Here is a 24,958-nt window from a genome sequence, read left to right on the forward strand (position 1 = left end):
TCTCGCCCTTTTTACTTTTTACTTGTCCCTTTTTACTTGCCCTTAGGTACTGGTCCCATGAGAAATCGATTGCTGGAGTTAGAACGAAAAGTATATACCTCTCTAGGTAAGCCGGGCAAACCACCAAGAAAACGTCGGGGTAAACGCCGACCAGGCTTGCCCAAACGAGGACCACGCCCCGTGGCAGCCCGGTGTCGTCGTCGAGTACGGGTGAGGGCACAATCATTTGACTGGGATGAACCCATCGAGCTGATCTACAACAGCGAGCGTGATTCCTATGTGGCCCAAGAACCCTATGCAGCCGCCCATGACTATGAGGACGAGGGCTATGACGAGGGTTATGAAGCCAGTGCCTTTGGCTTAGACGAGGACGATGGGGCCGAAGCTTTTGAAGTAGAGTCCTTTGAGGTGGATGAGGATGACGAGTCGGATACACCCGTTGGGCAATCATTTTCTGCCATTGATCTCGATGAGGAAACATTGGCAGAAGATTTAGATTTTAGTGATCTGGATGCGGCACTAGAGCAAGAAATGCCAAGCAAGGCAATGGATGATAGCGATTTTGCGGCGGATCTGCAGGCGATTATCACTGGTCAGAAAACCTATGACAAAGACCGTGGTGGCATGGTGAGCGCCAATCCAGATGAGCAACAGATGTCGACAGCTGCTGCGACAGATTCTACATCAGCTCTCCCTGACGACATCAGAGAGACAGCGGATAATCCCCACGATGTATTTTCTCAAATGGCTCAACACATGCCTCACAATCAGATGAACTCCACATCATTGCCCCTGGCAAGAAGTAAAGAGGACACATCTGACGATGAACAAAAACCTCATGATGTATTTGATCGCATGGGGCACAACATGAGTTATGCCAACTCATTTGATTTAGGCAGTATCTCCCTGGAGCAGCGCTTTGATGAATTTGATGACTTGTTAAACAAGGAGAAGACCATACAATCCACAGCTCAATCAGTTCTGATGGATGAGTTTGATGAATTGCTAGACAACGAGAAAAGAGCCCAATCCAGGGCTCAATCAGCTCAACTAGAGGAAGGGGCGAGTGCTCAGTCAGTCAGTGCGTCGTTAGCCTTAGATGAGGCCGCGTTAGAAGAGGATCTAGCACAGATGTATGGAGTGATGACGGAAGAGCGAGAACCTGAACTTCAAAAGACCACGCCTGAAATGCATAAGGCAATGCCTGAGCCGGATGAAACGACATCGAACGCAGAATCTCAATCGAGGATAGCACAGGAAACTGTTTCAGAACTACCCGAAAAAACCTCGAATGGGGAAACGGAGGAAACGAAGTGAATATTTCCTGTTTCAAGTTTTTAGCCGCAATTGCACACTAGCTGAGCTAAGCAATTTGATTAACAAAATTAATCCAAGTACCCATATCCAAACGAGAAAAAATTATCATGACTGACCTCTTTGACTTAGAAAACACTGTTGCTAAAGCAAAGCAACAAGCATCCCCAAAAATTGCGGACTCACAGTCATATAATGGCGGTTCTTCCACACAGAATACTTCAGGCAATCGCTTACTGGCTGTGCAACAAGAGCTAGCAAGAACTCAACTGAGACAATCTCATCTCAAAGTCCACCAATCAGACAATATTTCTAGTCAGCTATCTTTACAAACAGGTCATGGAGAGATTAGCCGTTATAGTCCAGACAAAGGTGTAGGTGCAATCAAGCACAAAAGTCCAAAGAATGGCGAATTTATGGGCCTGAAAACAGTTAAGTTCAAAGATGATAATATATCTGGTGATAGGGAAAAGCTGATTAAAAAAGGCACACTAGTCAAATACAGAATTGAGACAACTAAGATCAAGTACGGAGATGCTAACGTTGTTGGTAAATCTCTCAAGATTGATACTGCCCAAATTGCTCAAAGGCTAGTGGGTAAGAATGGAGTTATAATGTCACTTCCAGGCGATAGTAGCTCCGGTAAAATTAAGCAAACTAACGGTACTATAGTCAGCTTTAAATGGGAGAACCTTCTTAACGGTGGACAACTAAAAATAGAATACGACGACGCAAATACTCGACCTAATATCAGGAAATATACGCAGGTTAGCTATCGAGTTGATCCAGACTCCCCTAATAAAGTTGCTGGCAAAACTCTTGAGTTCCGCAATGCAATGGTACGCCTAAATGCTCTACCGATTTTACTTGAGAGGCAGACTCAATTAGAAAGATACCTGAGCCATACTCAAGGAGTTGGTTTCGAGTTGGAGTGTGCAGATTTTTATTTAAATGGCGTGAAAGGGGTTACGAATCATGACACGTATGGAGACCCCGTAATCAGCACAACCCACTTCGCTTCAAAAATTGATGAAGGACTGTCTCTGGTTAACGCTGCAGATCGTTTACCTGTGATTCAGGTCGTGTTGGAAGAGAGAAAAGGTGGAGCCGATCCGCATATAGAAGTCGTCACTGCTCCTTTCCACGAGCGAGGCCTTTTAAGGCAACTCAAAAACTACATTAACAATACTGTTCTCGCAACAGCCAACGGCAACACTGCTGGAACTTGGGCAGCAGCCATACCCACACCAGGCCCACAAATTACAACCTTGTACCACGCTGGTGGCCCTGCTGTCCCCGGTGTTTCAAACCAGGTGAATCTAGCCTGGCAGCAAGACCCAGGCTATCCAGTGATGTTTAATAATCTGCGGTTAGCGAAGAAGAAAGCTGGAGCGCGGCTTATTCAGTGTAATGTGGATCTGTTTTTGGATCAGTTTTATCTTGCACCAGCTTTCATCCGCTCCATGATTCATGGCAAGTCACATTTGAAATTCTATAATGCGGCCTGGCGAACGGTAGATGCCTGGAAGCATACCTATCAAAACTTGTTAAGACCCAATGATCCTCGCCATCATGTAGCTGGACTCCTCACCTATGCTTTATACCAAGCCTTTGCTGCACGAGCATACGGTGGCAATTCTAAAGAGTTTGTTCAACCGCTAATCAAGTGTGGCGTTGATGTCCTTGCCAGAGTGGGGTTAAATGCAGCTGAGCGAGGATTGCTTTTAGATATTGCTAACTTTGTGGTTAATGGCTATGATGCAGCTACATCAGCTGCAGGCGCTGCACCTGTGTTGGGAGCATTAGCAGCGCAAACAGCAAGGCGTAATGAGTTAATGACCCCGTTGAATAAGGAGCTTGAAGGAGCCTTCTCTGTGGACGAAGATGGCTTGGAAAAGGATGATTTAGAAGGGCCATTAGACGACGTCCGCTTTTCTTTCGCTACATGGTTTTTAGTCAAGCAGGAAGTTACAAAAATCATCTCCAACAATGTTGATCGAGGCAATGCAACTGACTTAGTCAGTTTATATCCGGGAGGCCCGACTAATGAACAGCTGAGAAATTCTGGGATAAACGATAACCAGGATCTTGACAACTGGATAGATGACATACAGATGACTGATTCAGGCGACAATCTCATTGATTTGTATGATTCTTCACGCAGAGTCAGGACATTAGGCGATAGTGTAGATTGGGATGGCGAAAGGAAGGGAGGTGCTACCACAGCTGGGAAGCATCTAAAGCCAAGATTGCATGTGGCTGCAAACAAAACAATAGTTGTGGTTGAGGTTAGAAAGAGCGAGGCGAAATTCAACAAGCGTATGTATCACAACTTGTAATCAAGATTAGCGCCTCCGTGGGAGTATCCGAATTTTTGTATCAGTACGGGCAGCTTGCCTGCGCATCCCCGTCTGATCGAATGCCACCCAGAGGGTCGGTATCAAAAATTGACTACTCTCCCCTTGGGGGGGTGCTAATCTGCGCAACTCAGCCTACTGGCTGTCTACCTCTATTAGTCAGGTAATGATGATGCCCCAGACACCTCACCCTTTTGGTCGAGCTTTGGATATCGATCCCTTAGACGATCTCGACGACCTCACTGAATCCGACTTAGACTCAGCCGATGAATCCAAGTCTCCCGTGTTGCTCAACGGTATGAAAATCCTCTTTGATAAAGCCGTTCCTGTTTCTCCTGTCAATTTGTTACCAAAAATATCACACAGACGAGATCGCACATAGGGTAGGCATTGTTATCTTCTTATTCCTTGAGGACGCGGAAGCTTTAGACGGATTGAAAGGCTTCCAAAAAGCCTGCGTGAACAATCCTATTGTATGCGTTTGTCATGGCTGATAGTGCCTGAGAGGCGGTAGAGTCTGGGTTATGTGCATTGAGTATCCCTGTATATAACTGGCAAGCCATATAAGTCAAAATCAACCACAGGATGCAAAGGCCTAGTTTTTTGCATCGATACACCTTGCTGGTCCGTCCCATGCTATTCCTACAATAGGATGCCTTAAAAGAAAAAATGATAGTAAACCATGAAACCCTTAGCCTTATTTGGATTGCCCTGCCCTTATTTATAGGCTTCAGCATTTACCTGCTACCCAAATTAGATCGGGCTCTGGCCATTATCATTTCATTGGTTTCATTCGGCTATGGGTTCTGGCATGTGCTCAATCCGGACCCGGTAACGTTTCAACTATTAGATAACTTTGGTGTCAGCTTACTTATTGATGGTCTGAGCGGCTTCTTTATCCTTACCAATGCCGTCGTCACCACAGCGGTCATTCTCTACTGCTGGCAAAGTAACAAAGGCGCTTTCTTCTACACCCAAGCTATCATTTTGCACGGCAGCGTTAACGCCGTCTTTATTAGCGCAGATTTAATTAGCGTCTATGTTGCCCTAGAAGTCATCAGCATTGCCGGATTTTTGTTGATCGCCTACCCCCGCACTGACCGTTCCATTTGGGTAGGGCTGCGTTATCTATTTGTCAGTAATACAGCCATGCTGTTTTACTTGCTCGGGGCTGTGCTGGTCTATCAAACCAATAATTCCTTTGCCTTCACTGGGTTGGCAAACGCTTCAGCAGAGGCCATTGCCCTCATTTTTATCGGCCTTTTAACCAAAGGCGGCATCTTTGTTTCAGGGCTGTGGCTACCGCTCACCCACTCTGAATCGGAATCACCCATATCCGCTCTGCTGTCAGGCGTCGTGGTCAAAACCGGTGTCTTTCCCCTCGTCCGGTTTGCACTCATGTTGCCTGAGATTGACACTATCGTTCGTTTCTTTGGTGTGGCAACCGCGCTTTTAGGTGTGGGCTACGCTGTATTTTCGAAAGATACCAAGCGTATCCTGGCATTTCATACCGTTTCTCAGCTCGGGTTTATCTTGGCGGCACCAGCTGTAGGTGGCTTTTATGCCCTCACCCATGGCTTGGTAAAATCAGCCCTTTTCCTGATTACGGGCAAGTTGTCCAGTCGCGACATTAAGGTACTGAAGAAAAACCCCATTCCCACGTCTATATGGGTAGCGTTAGCCATCGCCAGTTTTTCCATCTCAGGTTTTCCCTTACTGGCAGGGTTTGGCGCTAAAGTACTGACTTCTAAGAATCTGGTGCCCTGGCAAGTGATCGGCATGAATATTGCAGCCTTAGGCACAGCCATCTCATTTGCCAAGTTTATCTTTTTGCCCCATGTTCATAATTCGGAAAAATCCGAAAATAGCCCCAATGCAGGTTTTTGGTCAGCCCTGGTAATATTGCTGGGCGGATTGGTGTTGGCAAATGGCCTTTATTATGAAGCTTACAGTTTGAAAAATGTTGTCAAACCCCTGATCACCATTGCAGCTGGTTGGCTAGCGTACTTGCTAATTTTTCAAAAGCTATCGATCAAATTTCCCCGTGTACCTGAGCAGTTTGACCATTTGATTGGGACCATGAGCCTGATGTTAACCTTCCTGTTTTGGATGGTGCTGGCATAAGTGTGGGCTGAATCTACTTCTGCGTAAACTCCCAAATGCCTTGCCAGTCGTCGGGAAGTCCCTGTTTTTGTAGCAGCTGCAACCGCTCTAGATAAAGCTGCACCGTCTTATCGGTGGGGTTCGCTTGGCAAACCTGTTCAAAACAGGCCTGGGCTTTGGTTAGCTGGCCCTGTTGATAAAAATTTAGAGCCTCTAAATATTGAGGTAGGGTTTTGAGCTTGTGGGCTCGCAGGGTCTTTTCTTCGGCATCCAGCACTTCGTAGACAGTGATGGGGGTGTGCCGACCTTTGACAATGGCACGATCAATCAGGCGCACTGGGTAGCGATCGCAATCCGTCAGCTTCCGCAGAACATCTTCTGAAACCAGCAACTGAACACCATAGTATTTGGTGAGTCCCTCCAGTCGGGCTGTGAGGTTCACATTGTCAGATAAGGCATCCCCTTGCATGCGATGGCTCTCACCCACAATGCCCACCATCATGCGCCCCACGTGAATACCCATGCCTACACTTAGGGGGATATGACCATGGGCCCGGCGATGTTGGTTATAGTCTCGCAATCGCTGAGCCTGGGCAATGCAGGCCTGCAGCGCATCATCCACCCCATCTGGGAAGACGGCCATTAAGCCATCGCCCATGTATTTCATAATCAGACCGTTGTGATTAGCAATTTCTGGGCTAACGTATCCCAAATAGGTATTGATAAAATTAAAGTTTTCCTGGGGTGTCATGGTCTCGGCCAGGGTAGTAAAGCCACGAATATCGGAAAACAAAATGGCCATTTCTTTGCTGACGTGATCCCCTAGCTGTAGATCAATCACGCTCTCTTTTTGTAAAAAATGCAACAGTTCCTGAGGAACAAAGCGACTGTAAGCCTGCAATAGTTGTTCTAAATGTTGGTTAGTCTCCACCAATGTTTGTTCATGGTGTTTGACGGCTAACACTGTTTCTGTAAATACCTTGGCTAGATTACCTAGCTCATCATCACGCTGGGCAATTTTTTCTAAGTGTTGGGAGGTAAACACATTTTGTTGAACTGCTGCCGCTGCTGAGGTAACAATTTTCACCTGGTCAATGTAGCCCAGCATTTCCCGCTTTTGTTGATTGAGCGAATTTTCCAGCACGGTGGAATGTTCGGTCACAATATTCGCTAAGGCCTCTAAACTGTCACGTTCGCTCTGGACGAGCGCTAGTAAATCACGCAATCGCTTATTTTCTGCGGCAAGCTGTTGCAGCGATTGGCCGTCAAGGGCGTGATCATCAGAGTTAGAGGAAAGAACATTCATAGGGGAGAGCAGCACCTTTAGCCATGTTTACATGGATGCTAAAAAAATCCAGGAGTATTTACATAAGGACGACTCAGCCATTTGGCGGATTAGTCATGAATGCCAGATAATGGGGGTCGCAAAATACCTTATCGCACAGTGGAGCTACCTGGATCATTAGGGACCATGGTCCCACAGCGGAACACAGGCGTAGACCTTGGGAGTCCTATAAAGGGCGTTCCTTAAACAATCTAACGTGGTGCCCTGAATTCGCCAATTTAGAACCGGTACGGTGATGATGCGATCGCACAGTGGTTTGAATCAGCAGTGAACCTAGGGTAATAAATGGCACTGGGCTATCTATTTCTTAGTATTTTTTCCAGAGACGAAAAACTCAGACAGTCAATTAATATTAATCTCAGGGTAATCGACGGTTCGTTTGCTCAGCCACGATAGCTGTCCCTGATCAGCCATGGTGATGGGCATAGCGCTTAGGAAGGAGCCAAAATCAAACGTACGATAACCTTGGGACATTCCTGGTAAAGAAGCCATCAGTTATCCAGGCCCCCTGTTAGGGGGAAAACTCCGGTCCTCCCCCTTGGTAAGGGGGAGTTAGAGGGGGTGATGCAATCGTCATCGCCATTTTCGATCACTTGTGTGTACACCGTAGCTTCCGTAAGGGGGGCCTTCAACCGATATAGTCTGTTCGAGAAAACCCCTTACACAGTAGTGGGGAGGGACCTGAAACCATGGTTTTACCCACATCATCTAAGTCAGAATTCTTTGGTCAGTTCGTTAGTGAGCTACAGGAAAAAAATCTGTATTGTTTTATGAGAGTGGAGAGTAGAGATTGGGGTTCTGGGGACAGGATATGATGAGGTGGCTTATTCCTTAGTTTCTCTTTCTAGTCAATGTCTGCTTCAGATGGTCAGTCAGGTTGGTCCCTGCTCAAGGGTATTCGTGGGTCGTTTTTAGATTTTATTGACGATCCCTTTTATCAGCCCGAGACAGACAGCGTTCGCTATATAGCCGATGGGCTACTGGTACTGGATAATGGCAAGATCAAGGATTTTGGCCATTATGCTGACATAAAAGCTAAATATGGAGATATTTCAATCATTGAATATGCCAATCGACTGATTATGCCGGGTTTTATCGATACCCACATCCACTATCCCCAAACTGGCATGATTGCCGCCTACGGAGAGCAACTCTTAGAATGGCTCAATCAATATACCTTTCCGACAGAAAGCAAATTTAAGGATAAGGCCTACGCCCGAGAGGTGGCTGAGATTTTCTTGAATGAGCTGTTGCGCAACGGTACCACAACAGCCCTGGTCTTTGCCTGTGTTTTTCCACAATCTGTTGATGCCTTTTTTGAAGCCGCAGAGCGTCGTAATCTTTGTATGATTGCCGGTAAGGTGATGATGGATCGCAATGCGCCTGAAGTGCTTTGTGACACAGCAGAATCATCCTATCAAGAGACTAAAGCGCTGATCCAAAAGTGGCATAAACGAGGTCGGTTACATTATGCAGTCACCCCTCGATTTGCCGTCACCTCGACCGATGAACAACTGCGCTTAGCTGGGAAGCTCTTAGCAGAATTTCCAGATGTTTATCTCCACACCCATTTGTCTGAGAATGTGGATGAAGTGGCCTGGGTAAAACAGCTTTTCCCTGATTATGAGGGGTATCTGGATACCTATGATCAGGCCGGTTTAGTTAAGGAGCGTTCGGTTTTTGCCCATGGGGTGCAGCTAACCGATAAAGAATTTAAACGTCTGGCAGAGGCTAAATCCGCCGTTTCTTTTTGCCCCACATCTAACCTGTTTCTTGGCAGTGGTTTGTTCAAAATCGAACAGGCCAAGTCAAAAGAGTATCCTGTCAAAGTAGGGCTGGGAACAGATGTAGGGGCAGGCACAAGCTTTTCAATGTTGCAAACGGCGAATGAAGCCTACAAAGTCGCCCAGTTGCGTCGTCAAAAGCTGTCTCCTTTTAAAGCATTGTTCTTAGCGACCTTAGGTGGTGCCAGGGCGCTCTGCCTGGATGACGTCCTGGGTAATTTTGACATTGGTAAAGCTGCAGATTTTATTGTGCTGAATCCACGGGCCACACCGCTAATGGCCTTTCGTAATGCGTCTGAGGCCCCCAGTAATCTTCAAGAACTGGCCGATCGCACGTTTTCACTGATCATGATGGGGGACGATCGGGTGATCGAGGCAACTTACATCTTAGGAGAACGGGTTTCAATCTGATTTGCCGTTACTGATTTAGGCCACCCATGGATTAGCGAATGTTTACAGCCAGTTGCTTACCCAACTATAGGGAGCCCAGAAAGGGTAATTTGTGTGCTTTTGATTAAGCCAGTCATAAGGTACGTAATTTTCCACTTTTGGAAAGTATCTGACCATCAGGTCCTTTACAGTACCAGTAGTTATTCTTATTCGAGTTATGTCAGATAGTGATCCAGTCCCTCACGCTGTCGATGTTTCAGATCAACAGGCTGTGTTAGAACATCGATTGTCAGAGCTAGAACAGGAAAAAAATGACCTACAGCTGATGCTGGATATGGCCCTTGAACACTCGGATACCCTTTTAGATACCCTAAGAGAAGAAAATCAAAAGCTGGTACTACAACTGGAGCATGCTACAGGCTTAACTGATTTTGAAGAAGCGCAGAAAAATCAGTCAATAGAACAGTTTCAGCTTGTTGCAGAAGCGTTGCCAGTGGGGTTAATGATCGCTCGCCTTGTGGATGGGCATATTGTTTATGGCAATCCGACCATCTGTCAGTTTCTAGGAGTTTCTGTCGAACAGTTAGGGCAACAGAAAATAACAGATTTCTGTTCTGACCCAGGGGACTCTCAGCAGCTAATCATGGCCATGGTTAAGCAGCACACATTCAGTGGTCAATTCCGCTGGGCACAGCCTGATGGTAGCTCTCTTGATGCAACGGTTTCGCTTCAACCGTTTATCTTCAAAGATGAACAAACTATCCTTACTGTTATTCAGCCTGCAACAACATTAAGCTAGCAGCAGTCCAGGTCGCCACAGATTGGCTCGACACACAAAGGCACTGTAGTGACAAATTAACTGGCGTTGCAGTTCTTGAGGTTGACATTGGGCAATGTCGTACTTTGCGATCGCAACCGCAATTGATCGCGCATGTTGCTTGGGAATACCAATGTGGATCAGTTGTTGCCAATAGCTAGAACCCACTTCCTTAATCTTGAGAAACTGTTTGCACTCTGCTGGCGTTTGAGGCACTGGCATGGTTGAATCTCCCTAGAAACACACTTGGTTTAAATCTCTTGCTTTGCGGAACAATGATGGGTTGAGTGCAAGTTCGTCAGCCGTAGGCTGTATTGCTCAACCTAAGTGTGGCTTAATTCAATGGAAAAATCTTTCCTTGGGTGGCAATTCGGACATCTGTTTTTTCCAAATTTGGCAATTTATAGTCCATCGTCAAACAGCGACGATGTGCCCCCGTAGCAATTAATGAATCAAGCCTATTTTGCGAGCTTCAATCTCAATTTGTACCTTTAGATCTTTGTCAGGCTCATCACCAATTAGCAAAGCATCCTGAATACGCACCCAATAGTTGCGAATGGTGCGATCGCTAGTGCCCATGCGTTTAGCCACAGCCTTATCCGTCAGCCCTTCCTGAAACCTGAGCTGCAGCAGTTCCAACCATTTAGGATGAAACTCCGGTCGTGACTTTACCTTTTGGGGTAAATACACCGACCCCCGCATCGCAAAATCAATATAGTTAAGCATCTCCTGTAGCGGCAAAGACTTATCCATGGCAGCAAAGCCCCCCTCATAGCCTTTAATCATGCTCTTCAACCGCACCAGAGGATTAATATCCGTACTAAGCACCGCAATGTTCGGAGCTAGGGTGCTGGTCAATAATTTCTCCACGAGTTTAAGACCCACCTCTGGGGTAGCCACCTCACCGGATGCATGGGGAATGCTCAGATCAACCACCATCAGCCCAGGTTGTACCTGTTGCATCTTCTGAATCGCCGCCCCATAGTCTTGGGCCGTAAAAATATCTGCCCAGGGATAGGCCTTTTGTAAAGCAGGCACCGTACCCTGCAAAACAGCTTCATGGTCATCAACGACCAAAAAACATTGCTTTCTTGACATGTCTTCGCCTAAATCCATAGTGTTGCCCGATGGTATTTGGCATCACCATACTGGAGTAGAAAGGTGGGTGCAGCAAAACTGACAGCAAATTTTACCTATCTAGCAAGCCACAACCTCCATTTCCTACCCCATAAGCAAGACGATGCCCTGTGATGGAGTTACGTTCTAAAGCAAGAAAACTCAAAGATCAGAATTTCCAAGATTAGCAACCTAAAAACCAAAAACCAAGAACTAAAAACCAAGAACCAAGAACCAAGAACTAAAAACCAAAAACCAAAAACCAAGAACCAAAAACCAAAAACCAAGAACCAAGAACCAAGAACCAAGAACCAAGAACTAAGACGGCCAAACCAACTCACACCACATCCCCTGGGGCACATTACATCGGCGCTGGAATTTCCCAGACAGAGATTTAGCCAGTCGTTGGGCTTGATGCGTGCCCTGCTGGTCAGATGTGGAGAGCCCTTTTTCCTCAGTAAGGCCCTGGCCATTGTCCACAATGCTCAGATAGTGGCTATCTTGATGGCGTTCACACAGCACATCTAATCGGGTTGTACCTAAGGCATGTTTACCCACATTACATAGGGCCTCTTGCAAAAACAGACAGAGGCCTCGTTTCTGGTCCAGGGATAAGGCTGCCGTCGTCAGCGAGCTAAAGTCTGGCGTGATCTGAAACAGAATGGTCTTAAACCCAGGAAAGTCTCTTTCTAAGGTATGTTCAAAGGTTTGCAATAGTAACCCCGGTAAATCTTCACTCAGGTCTAAGGTCAAGCCACCTTCTAGACAAAGAACTTCATGATGATTATCCACAGCCCCCCGCATGGATTGATAGATGCCCCGCAGATCGGTATTGACTTTTTGGAGTTGCGATCGCAACTGTTCATCCGAAAACGAACTAATATCCGTCCGTAGCAGAACCGCTAATTCTTGCAATGGACCATTGTGCACTGCCTCGTAGGTCCGTTCGATGGTGAGCGAACGCTGCTCTAAAACCTGCCGGGCCAACGCCATCGCTTCTTCCTGCGCCTGCTGACGCTCAGCAATCTCCCGAGCCAAATTCTGATTCGCCGCTTCCAACTCGGCGGTGCGCTGTTTCACCCGCTCTTCTAATACACCATTCAACTCCCTGACATGGCGTTCAGCCAACTGTAGCTCATGCTCCAATAGGGTGGAATGCTCCACAACCGTATCGAGCATGATCTCTGCATCGTGCTTTTGAGCCTCTAACGCCTGTAGTTTCTGGGTTAAATCCTTAACCAACACCAATAGGTCGTCACGGCTAGCATCCTCAAAAGATGAAGGCATAGGCATCTAAACGGGCCAGCGTCACAGCAAGCTAACACCTACATTACCAATACCGAGAAATATAGCGGTTGTGCACCGCCTAAACACTCGCTTTACTGCCCCTGCCGAGTTTTTCCTCAAAACCTAACCATCTACGCCAGCAACCACCATAGACCGGCATATCCAGTAAAAATTAAGACAAAAAAAATCCCTCAGCATTAACTGTGAGGGATATGTCAAGGTTCATCTACTCATTCACACTTTCTTAAAGACCCATAGCCATCCGGAAAGTTTTGACCATTGTGTAAAGAAATCGCCAATTTTCAATAAATCCAAAAAAATTGAAGTGTATTGATGCTACTGACCGGCACCATCCAATGAACCCTCAGGCGTCTGACCAGACCGGACAAATTCTGCCTGTTCGAGAATCAGCGAAGCAAAGTCCCCTTGCCCGTTCGCCCCATAAAGCTGAGCTGCTTTTTCATAGTTATCCACAATGTCTGCCCGAACGTCTGTCGGCAAACTGCCAGGCCCCGCAAACGATTCACCTTGCAATAACGCCTGTTGACGTAGCAAAGCATCAGCTCGACCCAAATAGGCATTTGGATCCTCAGGCATTAGAACGATGGCTGCCGAATAGGCCTCAGCCGCCTCACCATAGTCCTCAGACTGCATTAACTCTAATGCCCGATCATAAACCAGCTGATAGTCAGAAGCAGATTTGACCGAGAGGCGATAATTCCCCCCAAACTGTCCATAGAACGAGCCTGCTAGCAATGTATACTCACCATCCTCAGGCAACTCTGCCACAATCGTTGCCTGGGGAGTCCCGTTATAGTCGTCATTCTGTTCCAGAATTTCCCCAGCTGGATTTAATAGCGTGACAAACGTATCAAACTCCTCGCTCACCATCTCGATAATGATGGCTTGACCGGCTTCAGCCGTAAACGTATAAGTATCTTGCTGCGGTTGAAACTCAACCTGCTGCTCGTCAAGCAGGGTTTGAGCCGCAACCGGGGTAGCTACAGCCGTACACACCACTAAGGCTGTCCCCGCGTAGATTGCCCGTTGAGCCAGTTTCAATAATCTACCGAGTCGTCCACTAGACTCGCGATGTATCTGACGACCCATTAAACTGAGTATGAAAAAGCTAGGCATAGAACTCCTTAGCGCTGCCCACAGCAGCAATTATGATTAGTAATGCATCACGATAGCGGAAATTTTCCATCTAAACCCATGGTGCCCTGGCAAAAAATCTTAGGTATTAGCATCAGCTGTCTCGGACTCTGGTCTCACCTCAGCACTAATGGATTAGCACAATCCATTAGTCCAGCTATCATGCCCGCTGACGAGCAGCCTGTAGCAAATCCTGCTACCACTTCGGGAGTCAATATAGACCAAATTGTGCTGCCCCCCGCTGACGATGTGCCAGAAGAAATATTGAGGACTGAAATTATCTTTGAAGCCCGCTCTCCATTAGATGGCGCTCCCCTATCACCCGCTGACTACGCCCAACTCCATTCAGAGCTCGCCACACGCCAAACCGTCCTCACCCTCAATTCTGACATTCGCTTTATCATTCTGCTATTGCAGGCCCGCCGTGCCTTTAAACCAGTGATTCCGTTTTTGCCATAGGGATACTTTTCTCAGAAAACAGATCTTTCGTAACAAGCATTTGTTGTTACGTTCTGTTAACCTAACTTCATAGTCTTTGCTCACACAAAGGCATTAAGAACCACCCTCTCTTTAAAAGCACGTTTTTATATACGGTTATTAGGTTTAGATTTCTATGGCACTTACAACGGCCCCAGAGCAAATTGACCGGATTGTTGGCAATTATCACCATAATCCTTTTGACGTTCTCGGTCCCCATCGCATTCAGATAGATGGCAAAGATGTATGGACGGTTCGTGCCTATTTACCCAAAGCTGAGTCTGCCTGGGTCATCATGCCTGATAGCCGTCAGGCAGTGTCGATGACTAACGAGCATCACGGTGATTTCTTTGAATGCATCCTGGACGTTGATGATTTAGCGAGCTATCAGCTTCGCTATGAAGCGGACGGCCACGAGCATGTGATTTACGATCCCTATGCCTTCCGGTCTCCCTTAGTTACTGAATACGATGCTCATCTATTTGGTGAAGGTAATCACCACCGGATTTACGAGAAACTAGGGGCACACCCCACCACCATTGATGATGTTACAGGCATTTATTTTGCCGTGTGGGCACCCAACGCTCGTAATGTATCGATTTTAGGAGACTTTAACGACTGGGACGGTCGCCAACACCAGATGAATATTGGCCATGGCGGCATTTGGGGCTTATTTATTCCAGAACTGACCGTCGGTGCCCACTATAAGTACGAAATTAAAAACCACGAGGGACACATTTACGAAAAGTCCGACCCCTATGGGTTTCAGCAGGAAGTTCGTCCCAAAACAGCGTCCATTGTAGCTGATCTCAACAGTTATGGATGGCAGGATGACGCCTGGATGGAACAACGCCGTCATCAGGAACCCTTATCTCAACCCATTTCGGTGTATGAATTGCATCTGGGTTCTTGGATGCATGAATCTTCTAACAATCCTGCTCTACAGCCAGACGGGACTGAATCACCGGTTGTAACCGTTGCAGACCTTAAACCCGGAGCCCGTTTTCTCACCTATCGAGAACTCGCCGATCGCTTAATTCCCTACATCAAAGAATTGGGATTCACCCACATTGAGCTATTACCCATAGCTGAGCATCCATTTGATGGATCCTGGGGCTATCAGGTCACAGGTTATTATGCCGCCACCTCTCGCTATGGCTCTCCCGAAGATTTGATGTACTTCATCGACCAGTGTCACCAAAACGGTATTGGGGTGCTGGTGGATTGGGTGCCAGGTCACTTCCCCAAGGATGGCCACGGTTTGGCATTCTTTGATGGCACTCATCTTTATGAGCATGCTGACCCCCGTAAAGGCGAACACAAGGAATGGGGCACTCTGGTCTTCAACTATGGCCGCAATGAGGTGCGCAATTTCTTGGTGGCCAATGCCCTATTTTGGTTTGACAAATACCACATTGATGGCATTCGCGTAGACGCCGTAGCGTCCATGCTCTATTTGGACTACAACCGTAAATCAGGTGAGTGGGTTGCCAATGAATACGGCGGTCGTGAAAACATTGAAGCTGCCGATTGTTTACGCCAGACAAACCATCTACTGTTTAGCTATTATCCCGGTATTCTCTCCATTGCAGAAGAGTCTACCTCCTGGCCGATGGTGTCTTGGCCCACTTATGTAGGCGGTCTTGGCTTTAACCTCAAATGGAATATGGGCTGGATGCATGACATGCTGGACTACTTCAGCATGGACCCCTGGTTCCGTCAGTTCCACCAAAACAACGTCACCTTCAGTATCTGGTACGCCTTTAGTGAGAACTTTATGCTAGCCCTGTCCCACGACGAAGTGGTGCATGGCAAGAGCAACATGATTGGCAAAATGCCCGGTGATGAGTGGCAAAAGCACGCTAACATGCGCTGTCTCTACACCTATATGTTTATGCATCCAGGTAAGAAGACCTTGTTCATGGGCATGGAGTTTGGCCAATGGAGCGAATGGAATGTCTGGGGTGATCTGGAATGGCACCTGCTACAGTATCAACCTCATAAAGAACTAAAGGCATTTTTTGAGCAGCTCAACACCACCTATCGGAGTGAGCCCGCCCTCTACACTCAAGACTTTGACCAACAAGGGTTTGAATGGATTGACTGTAGTGATAACAGACACAGTGTTGTGGCCTTTATCCGTCGGGCTAAGGACAGCGATGAATTTATCGTTGTTGTCTGTAACTTTACGCCTCAGCCCCATAGCCACTACCGAGTTGGTGTACCTGCCAAAGGTTACTATCGCGAAGTGTTTAATAGCGATGCCCGCGAATTTGGTGGTAGCAACATGGGCAATCTAGGCGGCAAGTGGTCCGAAGATTGGGCTTATCACAATCGGGCCTATTCGTTAGATTTGACCTTGCCTCCGTTGGCAACGGTTGTGTTTAAGCTGGATCCCGCAAGAACGTCTTCCGCAGCCTTGTCTGGATTTGTATAAAAAATAAGTCGGGTCCTTCTATAGAAGGACCCGACTTATTTGCGCCAGATCATTTTCTATGGCAGCCCCATGGTTTCCCAATCTTTGGCTCTTGACCCAAACATCTCCGCAGCCTTTTGCTCAGCGGTCTTGAGGGACGGGTGCCACTCTTTCAGGGTGTAATCACCGTCTAATTCTGTCGCCATCAGACAATAGCCATGGCCATCGAATTCGATGGTTAATCGAACAGTTGAACCAGGTGGCAACTCGGCTGGTCGGTTCGGCACATTTTGAGGAATTTGCCACGAACGAATTTGCTTAACCACCATAGAAGGCATGAATGATGAATAATTCGCCTTTAGAGACAAATTATTGCCACAACTTTTCCTTATACGTGATTTAGCGATGGATTCCGTATCGACTTAGTTGGCACTCCATGACAAGAAAGAGATAGGGAAAATCCGAGAAAGTACTTAGTTGTCGCTTCGAATGTAGGCCTGGCCCTGCTCTTCGGCTGTCAAGTCAGATAAAGTAATGTCGTTTCTTAGTACACGTCCGGTGGGGCCAACGATCTGTCGCGGTAGGGTTTGGGTGTCCACCAGTTCCATACGATTCATGTTGTAGGTGGTATAAACGGTCTCGCCAGTATCAAAGAAAAAGTCTAATACCGTCATTGTTTGCATGGCGGCATCGGTGCGATAGAGCCAGGTGCGAGGACCGCTGCCGAGGGCACCGCAGTGGAGCAGGTTTAGATTACCAACGTGACCGGGATAGTAAGCGTGGTGGTGACCACTCATGTAGGTGTGGACGTTGTGACGTTCTAATATGGCCTGAAGTTGGTCGGCGTTATTGAGAAACTCACCGTAGCGATCGCGACCTTGAGAAATGGCATACAGCGGCAGATGCCCTAGAGCAATGCGAAACTTGGCAGCCTGGGCCGCTTCGCTACTTAGCTGTTGGTCCGCCCAGGCAACTTGGTCAGTAGGTACATTCGCCGATGATGCATCCCAGACAATATAAAAAATATCGTTCTGCTTAAAGCTGTAATAGTAAGGAAAATCACCCATATCCACATACTGTAGGTCCAAATCATTTTGGTGGGCCTGCCAGTAGCGGGTAGTTACTTCGCGATCAACGGCATAAATATAGCCGCCCCCCTCGTAGGTCTGGCTAGACCCATCATGATTGCCAATGGTCAGCGCATAGGGAATATCAGCCTCGCGAATAGGCTTAAGAATGAAGTTATCAAACCCTTCCCACATGGCCTCCACTTCGGAGGTACTTAAGAACGTGGCTTGACCTGCCACCATATCGCCCATGCACAGCACAATATCCGGTTCCCATTGGGGCAGGATGGAAACGCCTTTTATCACTTCACGGCGATAGTCTACAGACCCATAGCGGGAATTCAGATCACTGATCACCACTGCTCGCACATCACCGCGTTTAGGTGCAAAGAGTTCTTCAGGGCCAATGGGTTGACCAAAGTTGGGATGACGTTTGGGGACAGCAGGGGCAGCGGGGGAGGAACTGGCGGACACCTCTGGGGTGCTGCTAGTGGTGACTGATTGAGCAATGGGGCGACTGGAGCAGGCTCCAATGGCTAGGCTACTGAGCACGAGAAAGCGACGCCGGTTGAACATGGGAAAGCGGAGGATACGTGTCTGGTTAGGATCAACCACATCCAAGTTGAAGCCTGCAGGTTCTTCTACTGAAAAACTCTAGTTCTGGATGTGGACAAGGTTTATCTATGGGAAAGGTAGCGCAGGGGATGAAAGACGTAAAGTATTTTGGATGCTGGGGCATTAGAATCCTTTCTCCCCAAAGGGTATTACCCTAGTAGGGTGTCAACATGTTGACACCCTACTGTGAACCCACAAATTTCACCAGGAAGCAAAGCCATGACATCGATCAAAATTCAACCCATGCGTTGGACGGTTGACGATCTAGAGGGTCTTCCTGAAAATGGCAATCGCTGTTTGATGCGTTACGCTGGCGCTAACGACACCCTACTATAGAAACCTCTAGGAAAACAACGTCATGGTTGCGCTTACACTCAATATGAAAGCGGCAGCGCTTGCTCTGGATGATGAGCAATTTTATCGACTGTGTCAAGCCAACCGAGATTTGAGGTTAGAACGTACGGCCACGGGAAATTTGTTAATCATGCCGCCAACGGGTTGGGAAACGGGTAATCGCAATCTGAAAATTAGTCAGCAGTTGGCCAATTGGGCGGATCAAGATGGGTCGGGTTTAGGGTTTGATTCATCTACGGGATTTCGGTTGCCCAATGGGGCAGTAAGATCTCCCGATGTAGCCTGGGTGAGTCGAGATCGCATTGAGGCACTAAACCCAGCTCCGGATAAGTTTTTGCCCCTTTGTCCAGATTTTGTTATTGAACTGAGATCTGCCAACGATAGTCTTGGTACACTCCAGGAAAAAATGCACGAATATGTAGCTAATGGCCTGCGACTGGGCTGGTTGATTAATCCGCAAGATCGACAGGTGGAGATTTATTCTGCTGATGGTCAAGTAAGTATTGTTAATCAGCCAGATAGTCTCATGGGGGAAACGATACTGCCTGATTTTGTTCTTGTGCTTAACTGGCTTTGGAAAAACTGAATAAAATCTGTGGATATTTTAGATGGGACTTTTTAGCCGACTCCTCAATTTTCAAGCAGTGAGCATTCCTCTAGAAGATTTTTTTTACAGAAATTGTTGCTGCTCTGTTTAGTTCTGAGCAAGATCTCTTGTACGCATGGTTTCAGCACATAAATATTTTCGATCTTGAAAACACTTCAAACGCAGATATTTCTAGATCAGCAAAAGATTACTGAGCTAGAAAATCATGATAGATCAAGTCGTCCCGATATTGTCATTGAATTAGTGGGAGACCGCGCTCCCAAAATATTATTTTTGTAGAAAATAATGAGTTCAGCCGTAAACTGCTTTTTGATTTCATTGATCGTGAAATCATGGTGGTTCATCGCTTATGAGGTTTTTATATTTTAACGAGTCATTGCCATTTGGAGACGGTTGAATAGGCTATGAAACTGAAATAGCAAGTATTGTAAAGCCTGGCGTTGACCAATAAAGAGGAATTAGCGCGAGATCTTATAGCTTTTATAAGAAGCGTCGACGTGTTTAAGATACCTTCCTAAACTATAGGGGATAATCGGTCTATAGGAGAAACAATAGCCCTTCTATTTATGAAGTTCTAATTTCTTTAAATGCTGATTGACATGCTCTATTCCTATTGAAACCATAAATCCTATGGAGCTATCTTCGCTCGAATTAAAGCCTATAGAAGTAAAATTTTTGCTGCGGTTGTTGGAACATGCTCCAGATTATCGCGTTCGAATTAGCAAGCTAAAGCCACCCAATGCTAAAACCCTTGCCAGCGAACGCAATCGAATTTGCAAGAACCTTAGTAGTGAAGGCCTAGTTGAATATACTGACGAAATTTCCAAGTATCAAACTAATGCTGCTGGAAAAGCATTGTTGGAGTCTGAGATCAACATGCTTCCTGTTACTTATGATGAGTTAAAACTACTGAAAAAATTATTGGAAGTTGCGGTTGGTAAATCAGTACCACCAGGTACAGCAAAGCAGGTACCAGCCAGCGAGCGTCAACGATTACTCAAGCAGCTTGAGGACAAGGGGCTTATCAGTGTTGTCGGCGAGAAAGTAATCAAAGATGTCTGGCTAACCCAAACAGGGTATCAATATTTGCAAAATGATTGTCATCCAACGAGTACTAGTGCTAGTTTGACATTCTCGATGTTGGGGTCCTATTTAAACTTTCTCAGGGAAACGTTAGGCCAACAAGAAATCTCTAGAACAGTCAATAATACACAAACTTATGTTAAGGAAGAAGCAGAGCAACAAACGTCTCCTTCACCATCAATTGCTGATATCAATGGTCTGTCGCCAGAATCAATACTAGATACTATTAAAATGCTAGATCAGCAGTTGGATACAGATAACTTTCTGCCAATCTTCCATTTACGGGAAAAGCTACAACCTCCCCTAACTCGAGAAGGCTTAGACAAACTACTGTTTGAACTACAAAGCCAGGATCTAATTGAGCTTATTACCCTACAAGAAGTTTCTGACTACAGTGATTCTGAGATTTCTGCTGGTATTCCCCAAAATACTGGAGGAGCTTGGTTTTACATCAGTGTTAATGACTGACTTCTATTAAAAAACATGTAGAGGCGGTAAAAGATTGTGACTTCGCTTCAAAACCTAATTCAACAGAATCTCAATCCTTTTGATCAGAACACATTTCGCCCAGGTAATTTCTGGCAAGAAAGGCCTGATATAGCGTTGGAAGTCAATGGTATTCATTGGTCAATTCTTCAAACAATTGACCAAATAATTACTCAAATTGGAAAAGACAATGCCACGCGCACCTATTTGCTAAGTGGAGATAGAGGTGCAGGTAAGAGTTACTTATTAGGGCGACTCAAGCGACAGCTCAACGATAAAGCTTTTTTTGCCTACATCGGTCCCTGGCCTGATAGCGATTACCTCTGGCGGCATACACTCCGTAATACGGTTGACAGCCTTATCTATGTACCAGAAGGACAATCTGAATCGCAGTTACTGCTTTGGCTTAAAGGACTTCCCAGTTTACATCATCGTAGCTTTGCTAAATGGGTTCTGGGGGAACGAGGTCGCTTTATTCAAGACTTAAAGGCAAGCTTTCCAGTAGGTATTTACAACGGTAAGGAATTCTTCGGTGTTCTTTATGATTTGGCAACCAATCCCGACTTACGTTCTCTAGCTTACTCCTGGTTAAAAGGTGATAACCTAGACAAGGAAGAATTGAAAGTACTGCGACTCAAACAACCTATTGACTCGGAAGACGCGGCTCAAAAGATACTAAACAATATCGGTCGAATCGCCACTTCTACTCAGCCTATCGTACTCTGTTTTGACAACTTAGATAGTATTCCTAAATTGCCAAATGGTAAGTTGGATTTGCAGAGCTTGTTTAATCTTAACTCTACAATTCACAACGAAAAGCTACGTAATTTTTTAGTACTCATCAGTCTCGTGACGAGTACCTGGCAAAATAATCGAAAAGCTATTCAGCCAGCGGATTTAGATCGCATTCATCAAGCCTTGCGACTCAAGTCAATTAATCTAGACCAGGCAGCAGCACTTTGGGCCGCTCGCCTTGAATCACTTCACTTAAAAGCTCAGCCAAAACCGTCAAGCGGAATTGCTCCCCTATCTCGTGATTGGCTAGAACATTATTTTCCTGGCAAGAAAACCTTGCCTCGAAACACGTTGGACTTAGGTCGAAAGCTCATTGACTATTACAAACGCCATGGCAAAATGCCGGAGCTTAAAGCTGATGGTAAAACAAATGAGCAGGATACAATTGATACTGTTGATAACTCACAAGAAAAGATCCTTGCAAATTTCCAGTTAGCTTGGAACAAAGAGTTTCAGGCGGTTCAAAAGCAAATAACGCGGATTGGGCAGTTTACCTCCCCAGAATTAATTTGGCGGCTACGTCAGGTCCTAGAAGCCCTCAAGTTACCACAGATAGAAACTCAGTTTTTACGGGGTAGTAAATATGCTTCCTATTCTCTCTCCCATCAGCAAAAAAAAGGCACTACGGGCATTATCTGGAACGAGGATTCTAATATGACTACTTTCTATCATGTGATGAATGCATGTCAAAAGATAGTTAGAAAGAATGCTTGCCAGCGCCTCTATCTAATTCGTTCTGCTGGGACAGGAAAACCAAGTACCAGAGGAAATCAAATCTATTGCCAGATGTTTAACGGTAAGGCCCCGTCTGCTCACTTTCAACCTGATCTGCTCTCATTATATTACCTAGAAACCTATCATCAGCTTGCTAATGCCGCCCGTGCTGGTGAACTAGTGCTGGGTGAGAAAACACCCCATCTTAAAGATTTGCAGGCTGTCGTGCGAGAATCAGGCGTATTAGATCAGTGCCCCCTATTGCAAAAATTACAGATTGTAGAAGGTAACGTGGAACCACCCCCACCTAGTCAAGCAGTTGCAGATTATATTGTTAACCTGATGGCAACTCAATCGTTTATCGGACTGCTTGTGTTAATTGAAACAACACGACAACAGTTTTCTAGTATTCAAGAGCAGGAGATTGAACAAGAAGTTCAAACCCTCTGTGATCAGAAACGTCTGCAACTACTTGACCCCCAGGCTAGCCGTGAAGCCCAGTTAATTTGTTACGTCCCTGCATGACTTCCTCTTTGAGTGTTAGTAAAGTTCGGATCGCTTTTGAGTGTCCCCGTTTGCTCTATTTGGGGCATCATTTTGGCGGTATGGTGATGTTTTTACCACCAGGGAAGACCCTGGGTATTGGTAGCGCATTCCATCAGCTTTCTGACCAATTTGTACAACAACTGCGGTCTGATCCGAAATTTGAAACATTATTGATAGAGGCTCCAGAACAATTAGACAGTGTAGCAATCGCACAAAAATTGGAGCAACAACTTTACCAAACAATCTTTTTTCCCTATCTTCAGCAGGCCATTGCCGAGAAACCAGATAAAGCTCAGGCACTTCACCAACTATGGCAAGGCCTGAAGGGACTTATCCAGCGCTGGGCAGAACTGCTAGTTAGCAATCGTCGCTCCTGTAATGCCCAGAAGGTAATGCAAAAAACCTTTTTAGCCCAAGAACTCAGTGTTAAACATACATTTTCCTTGCCCGATGGCGAGCAACAGCTAGTGCAGGGGCGTTTTGACAGCCTGGTGTATGACTTCGCTAACCATCGTCTCTGTGTGGTGGAATACAAAACTTATCAGTCACCTGATCCATCTGCTCAGTTAGCTCAGGTTGCCCTCTATAGCTATATGCTGCGGGAAAAGATTGGTGTGCCCATCGATTCTACAGTTTACAGCGTATTACCCGATTGGCAAGAGCAAGTATATCCCTGGGCACAGCTAGAAGATACGGTGCATAAGCTGATTCCTCAAAAGCTTATGCATATCCGTGACTGGCTAGCCTGGAGTCCTGGCCAGGGAGAATCACCTCCAAAAACACTGCGGTTGGACCTATGTGATATGTGTCCTCAGTATAAAAAATGCCAAACCTATTTTGAGCCTCAGGGAACGGCAAGACCTGCGTTTGCCCCAGACGTTAACATCACATCAGAACAATACAACAAATCTTCTTATCAGAGAACTAACCCCAAAAAATCTGACAAGAGAACGGGTAAATCGACCGGTGTTAAGGAATCTAAGCCTAAGTCTACTGAGCCATTACCAACGCTATCAATAGCTTCACCCGCAAATAAGTCAGATGCCATCGCTGCGCAATTAGTCGAAACATTAAAGTCCTTTGGCGTTGGTGTTGATTTACAAGGAATTGCCTTAGCCCCGACCTTTCTGCGAGTCAAACTCAAACCTCAACTGGGCGTCAAAGTCAATTCTATTTTGCGTCTGACTGATGATTTACGGGTGCAACTTGGCATCGAGGCTCCGCCGATGATTGCCCCCCAGGCGGGTTATGTCAGTGTTGATTTGCCTCGTCCAGACCGTCAGTCTGCCCTGTTTGAGCAATATATTCAGCCTCTGACTCTGACACCTAACGATCCGGTCAAAATTGCCATTGGCGTGGATTTGGAGGGTAACTTAGTTGAAGCTGATTTATCGGATCCCAATACCTGTCATTTTTTAGTGGGTGGGACGACTGGCAGTGGTAAAAGTGAATTTCTGAGATCGCTCCTGCTCAGTCTCCTAAAGCGTCACTCCCCAGAGCACCTACAAATTGTCCTGGTCGATCCCAAACGCGTTACATTTCCCGAATTTGAAGACAATCCCTGGTTGTTAAAACCCATTGTAAAAGATACCGAAGGTGCAATAACCCTGATGGAGTCTTTGATGAATGAAATGGATCGCCGTTACCAAAAATTTGAACAGAGTCATTGTACTGACCTGACCCGCTATAACCAAAAGTCTAATAGCCCAATATCTCGAATCGTCTGTATTTTTGATGAATATGCAGACTTTATGGCAGAAAAAGAAAGTCGCACTGCTATTGAGCAGAGCATTAAACGGTTAGGAGCCATGGCCCGTGCCGCTGGAATCCATCTCATTATTGCTACCCAGCGTCCTGATGCTCAGGTAGTGACTCCACTTATTCGCTCCAATTTACCTGGACGAGTTGCCCTAAGAACCGCTAGCGATGCGGATTCGGCGATTATCCTAGGCGGTAAGCAAGGAGATGCCGTTAACTTACTAGGTAAGGGCGATTTGCTTTATTTAAGAGGTGCACAGTTGTTGAGGCTGCAAAGCTTATTTGCTCCAGAAATCACGCTTTAGCTCATACTCATTGCCCTTGAGTGTCGGGGAGCTATGCTGGTTTTTATAGATTATAATAAAGAGTTTA

General features: G+C 46.2%; 20 protein-coding genes. 12 read left to right on the forward strand and 8 right to left on the reverse strand.

Annotated elements, in window-relative coordinates:
• Positions 1–57 precede the first annotated feature (57 nt).
• From U2F10_RS04650 to U2F10_RS04665, 4 genes are all read left to right on the forward strand, one after another.
• Positions 58–1,317: a hypothetical protein gene (locus U2F10_RS04650; protein WP_499871028.1), complete on the forward strand. Its 1,260-nt coding sequence runs from the start codon at positions 58–60 to the stop codon at positions 1,315–1,317.
• A 107-nt stretch (positions 1,318–1,424) separates the two neighbouring features.
• Positions 1,425–3,653 carry a hypothetical protein gene (locus tag U2F10_RS04655; protein ID WP_499871030.1) on the forward strand — a complete coding sequence of 743 codons (2,229 nt, stop codon included), beginning with the start codon at positions 1,425–1,427 and terminating at the stop codon, positions 3,651–3,653.
• A gap of 184 nt (positions 3,654–3,837) precedes the next feature.
• On the forward strand, positions 3,838–4,053 hold the full coding sequence (locus U2F10_RS04660; RefSeq protein WP_036019430.1) for a hypothetical protein: 216 nt from the start codon (positions 3,838–3,840) through the stop codon (positions 4,051–4,053).
• 287 nt (positions 4,054–4,340) lie between these two features.
• Positions 4,341–5,795, forward strand: coding sequence for a cation:proton antiporter (locus tag U2F10_RS04665; protein WP_163664389.1), 1,455 nt, complete (start codon positions 4,341–4,343; stop codon positions 5,793–5,795).
• Between the two features lie 13 nt (positions 5,796–5,808).
• Here U2F10_RS04665 and U2F10_RS04670 read toward each other — a convergent pair whose 3' ends face one another.
• Positions 5,809–7,080, reverse strand: coding sequence for an adenylate/guanylate cyclase domain-containing protein (locus U2F10_RS04670; RefSeq protein ID WP_163664391.1), 1,272 nt, complete (start codon positions 7,078–7,080; stop codon positions 5,809–5,811).
• A gap of 381 nt (positions 7,081–7,461) precedes the next feature.
• Positions 7,462–7,611 carry a hypothetical protein gene (locus tag U2F10_RS04675; protein ID WP_163664393.1) on the reverse strand — a complete coding sequence of 50 codons (150 nt, stop codon included), beginning with the start codon at positions 7,609–7,611 and terminating at the stop codon, positions 7,462–7,464.
• Between the two features lie 359 nt (positions 7,612–7,970).
• Between U2F10_RS04675 and guaD the strand changes: the two genes are divergently transcribed.
• Complete coding sequence (guaD, locus tag U2F10_RS04680) at positions 7,971–9,314, forward strand: guanine deaminase (protein WP_499871032.1); 1,344 nt, start codon at positions 7,971–7,973, stop codon at positions 9,312–9,314.
• Between the two features lie 196 nt (positions 9,315–9,510).
• Entirely contained in the window at positions 9,511–10,092 is a 582-nt protein-coding gene (locus U2F10_RS04685; protein WP_499871034.1) for a PAS domain-containing protein, read from the forward strand.
• On the opposite strand, the gene U2F10_RS04690 is transcribed toward U2F10_RS04685, so the two are convergent.
• The 4 genes from U2F10_RS04690 to U2F10_RS04705 form a co-directional block, all read right to left on the reverse strand.
• Positions 10,084–10,332 (reverse strand): hypothetical protein, encoded by a 249-nt coding sequence (locus U2F10_RS04690; RefSeq protein ID WP_499871035.1) that lies wholly within the window; start codon positions 10,330–10,332, stop codon positions 10,084–10,086. The two genes, U2F10_RS04685 and U2F10_RS04690, sit on opposite strands and share 9 nt — an antisense overlap.
• Before the next feature lie 222 nt (positions 10,333–10,554).
• Positions 10,555–11,208: a response regulator transcription factor gene (locus U2F10_RS04695; protein WP_250564933.1), complete on the reverse strand. Its 654-nt coding sequence runs from the start codon at positions 11,206–11,208 to the stop codon at positions 10,555–10,557.
• Between the two features lie 336 nt (positions 11,209–11,544).
• Positions 11,545–12,513: a sensor histidine kinase gene (locus U2F10_RS04700; protein ID WP_163664402.1), complete on the reverse strand. Its 969-nt coding sequence runs from the start codon at positions 12,511–12,513 to the stop codon at positions 11,545–11,547.
• Between the two features lie 336 nt (positions 12,514–12,849).
• On the reverse strand, positions 12,850–13,650 hold the full coding sequence (locus U2F10_RS04705; RefSeq protein WP_163664404.1) for a pre-peptidase C-terminal domain-containing protein: 801 nt from the start codon (positions 13,648–13,650) through the stop codon (positions 12,850–12,852).
• A 78-nt stretch (positions 13,651–13,728) separates the two neighbouring features.
• On the opposite strand from U2F10_RS04705, the gene U2F10_RS04710 reads away from it, so the two are divergent.
• Both U2F10_RS04710 and glgB read left to right on the forward strand, forming a co-directional pair.
• Positions 13,729–14,127, forward strand: coding sequence for a hypothetical protein (locus tag U2F10_RS04710; protein ID WP_250565701.1), 399 nt, complete (start codon positions 13,729–13,731; stop codon positions 14,125–14,127).
• 154 nt (positions 14,128–14,281) lie between these two features.
• A complete protein-coding gene (gene glgB, locus U2F10_RS04715) occupies positions 14,282–16,582 on the forward strand; it encodes a 1,4-alpha-glucan branching enzyme (RefSeq protein WP_163664406.1) in 2,301 nt (766 codons plus the stop codon).
• 56 nt (positions 16,583–16,638) lie between these two features.
• Here the strand turns inward: glgB and U2F10_RS04720 are convergent, their stop codons facing one another.
• Positions 16,639–16,890: a hypothetical protein gene (locus tag U2F10_RS04720; RefSeq protein WP_163664408.1), complete on the reverse strand. Its 252-nt coding sequence runs from the start codon at positions 16,888–16,890 to the stop codon at positions 16,639–16,641.
• Positions 16,891–17,034: 144 nt separating this feature from the next.
• Entirely contained in the window at positions 17,035–18,204 is a 1,170-nt protein-coding gene (locus U2F10_RS04725; protein WP_499871037.1) for a metallophosphoesterase family protein, read from the reverse strand.
• 397 nt (positions 18,205–18,601) lie between these two features.
• Between U2F10_RS04725 and U2F10_RS04730 the strand changes: the two genes are divergently transcribed.
• The 4 genes from U2F10_RS04730 to U2F10_RS04745 all read left to right on the forward strand — a co-directional run bounded on the left by U2F10_RS04730 (position 18,602) and on the right by U2F10_RS04745 (position 24,891).
• Positions 18,602–19,183, forward strand: a complete 582-nt coding sequence (locus U2F10_RS04730; RefSeq protein ID WP_499871039.1) for a Uma2 family endonuclease — start codon at positions 18,602–18,604, stop codon at positions 19,181–19,183.
• A 651-nt stretch (positions 19,184–19,834) separates the two neighbouring features.
• Positions 19,835–20,755: a hypothetical protein gene (locus U2F10_RS04735; protein WP_499871041.1), complete on the forward strand. Its 921-nt coding sequence runs from the start codon at positions 19,835–19,837 to the stop codon at positions 20,753–20,755.
• A 36-nt stretch (positions 20,756–20,791) separates the two neighbouring features.
• Complete coding sequence (locus tag U2F10_RS04740; protein ID WP_499871043.1) at positions 20,792–22,807, forward strand: ATP-binding protein; 2,016 nt, start codon at positions 20,792–20,794, stop codon at positions 22,805–22,807.
• The gene (locus U2F10_RS04745; protein ID WP_499871045.1) at positions 22,804–24,891 is read left to right on the forward strand and encodes a DNA translocase FtsK; all 2,088 of its coding nucleotides are present in this window, start codon (positions 22,804–22,806) and stop codon (positions 24,889–24,891) included. Before U2F10_RS04740 ends, U2F10_RS04745 begins: the two co-directional genes overlap by 4 nt.
• Positions 24,892–24,958: the final 67 nt, after the last annotated feature.

It is taken from the genome of Leptothoe sp. EHU-05/26/07-4, assembly GCF_043421015.1.
GTDB lineage: Bacteria > Cyanobacteriota > Cyanobacteriia > Phormidesmidales > Phormidesmidaceae > Leptothoe > Leptothoe turfae.

Bases quoted from the DNA above. Each gene is read 5' to 3' on its own strand.
- U2F10_RS04720 (WP_163664408.1), bottom strand. From the start codon at position 16,890: ATGGTGGTTAAGCAAATTCGTTCGTGGCAAATTCCTCAAAATGTGCCG.
- glgB (WP_163664406.1), top strand. From the start codon at position 14,282: ATGGCACTTACAACGGCCCCAGAGCAAATTGACCGGATTGTTGGCAAT.
- guaD (WP_499871032.1), top strand. From the start codon at position 7,971: ATGTCTGCTTCAGATGGTCAGTCAGGTTGGTCCCTGCTCAAGGGTATT.
- U2F10_RS04675 (WP_163664393.1), bottom strand. From the start codon at position 7,611: ATGGCTTCTTTACCAGGAATGTCCCAAGGTTATCGTACGTTTGATTTT.
- U2F10_RS04690 (WP_499871035.1), bottom strand. From the start codon at position 10,332: ATGCCAGTGCCTCAAACGCCAGCAGAGTGCAAACAGTTTCTCAAGATT.
- U2F10_RS04730 (WP_499871039.1), top strand. From the start codon at position 18,602: ATGGTTGCGCTTACACTCAATATGAAAGCGGCAGCGCTTGCTCTGGAT.
- U2F10_RS04710 (WP_250565701.1), top strand. From the start codon at position 13,729: ATGGTGCCCTGGCAAAAAATCTTAGGTATTAGCATCAGCTGTCTCGGA.
- U2F10_RS04725 (WP_499871037.1), bottom strand. From the start codon at position 18,204: ATGTTCAACCGGCGTCGCTTTCTCGTGCTCAGTAGCCTAGCCATTGGA.
- U2F10_RS04695 (WP_250564933.1), bottom strand. From the start codon at position 11,208: ATGTCAAGAAAGCAATGTTTTTTGGTCGTTGATGACCATGAAGCTGTT.
- U2F10_RS04660 (WP_036019430.1), top strand. From the start codon at position 3,838: ATGATGATGCCCCAGACACCTCACCCTTTTGGTCGAGCTTTGGATATC.
- U2F10_RS04655 (WP_499871030.1), top strand. From the start codon at position 1,425: ATGACTGACCTCTTTGACTTAGAAAACACTGTTGCTAAAGCAAAGCAA.
- U2F10_RS04700 (WP_163664402.1), bottom strand. From the start codon at position 12,513: ATGCCTTCATCTTTTGAGGATGCTAGCCGTGACGACCTATTGGTGTTG.
- U2F10_RS04705 (WP_163664404.1), bottom strand. From the start codon at position 13,650: ATGCCTAGCTTTTTCATACTCAGTTTAATGGGTCGTCAGATACATCGC.
- U2F10_RS04650 (WP_499871028.1), top strand. From the start codon at position 58: ATGAGAAATCGATTGCTGGAGTTAGAACGAAAAGTATATACCTCTCTA.
- U2F10_RS04670 (WP_163664391.1), bottom strand. From the start codon at position 7,080: ATGAATGTTCTTTCCTCTAACTCTGATGATCACGCCCTTGACGGCCAA.
- U2F10_RS04735 (WP_499871041.1), top strand. From the start codon at position 19,835: ATGGAGCTATCTTCGCTCGAATTAAAGCCTATAGAAGTAAAATTTTTG.
- U2F10_RS04685 (WP_499871034.1), top strand. From the start codon at position 9,511: ATGTCAGATAGTGATCCAGTCCCTCACGCTGTCGATGTTTCAGATCAA.
- U2F10_RS04745 (WP_499871045.1), top strand. From the start codon at position 22,804: ATGACTTCCTCTTTGAGTGTTAGTAAAGTTCGGATCGCTTTTGAGTGT.
- U2F10_RS04665 (WP_163664389.1), top strand. From the start codon at position 4,341: ATGATAGTAAACCATGAAACCCTTAGCCTTATTTGGATTGCCCTGCCC.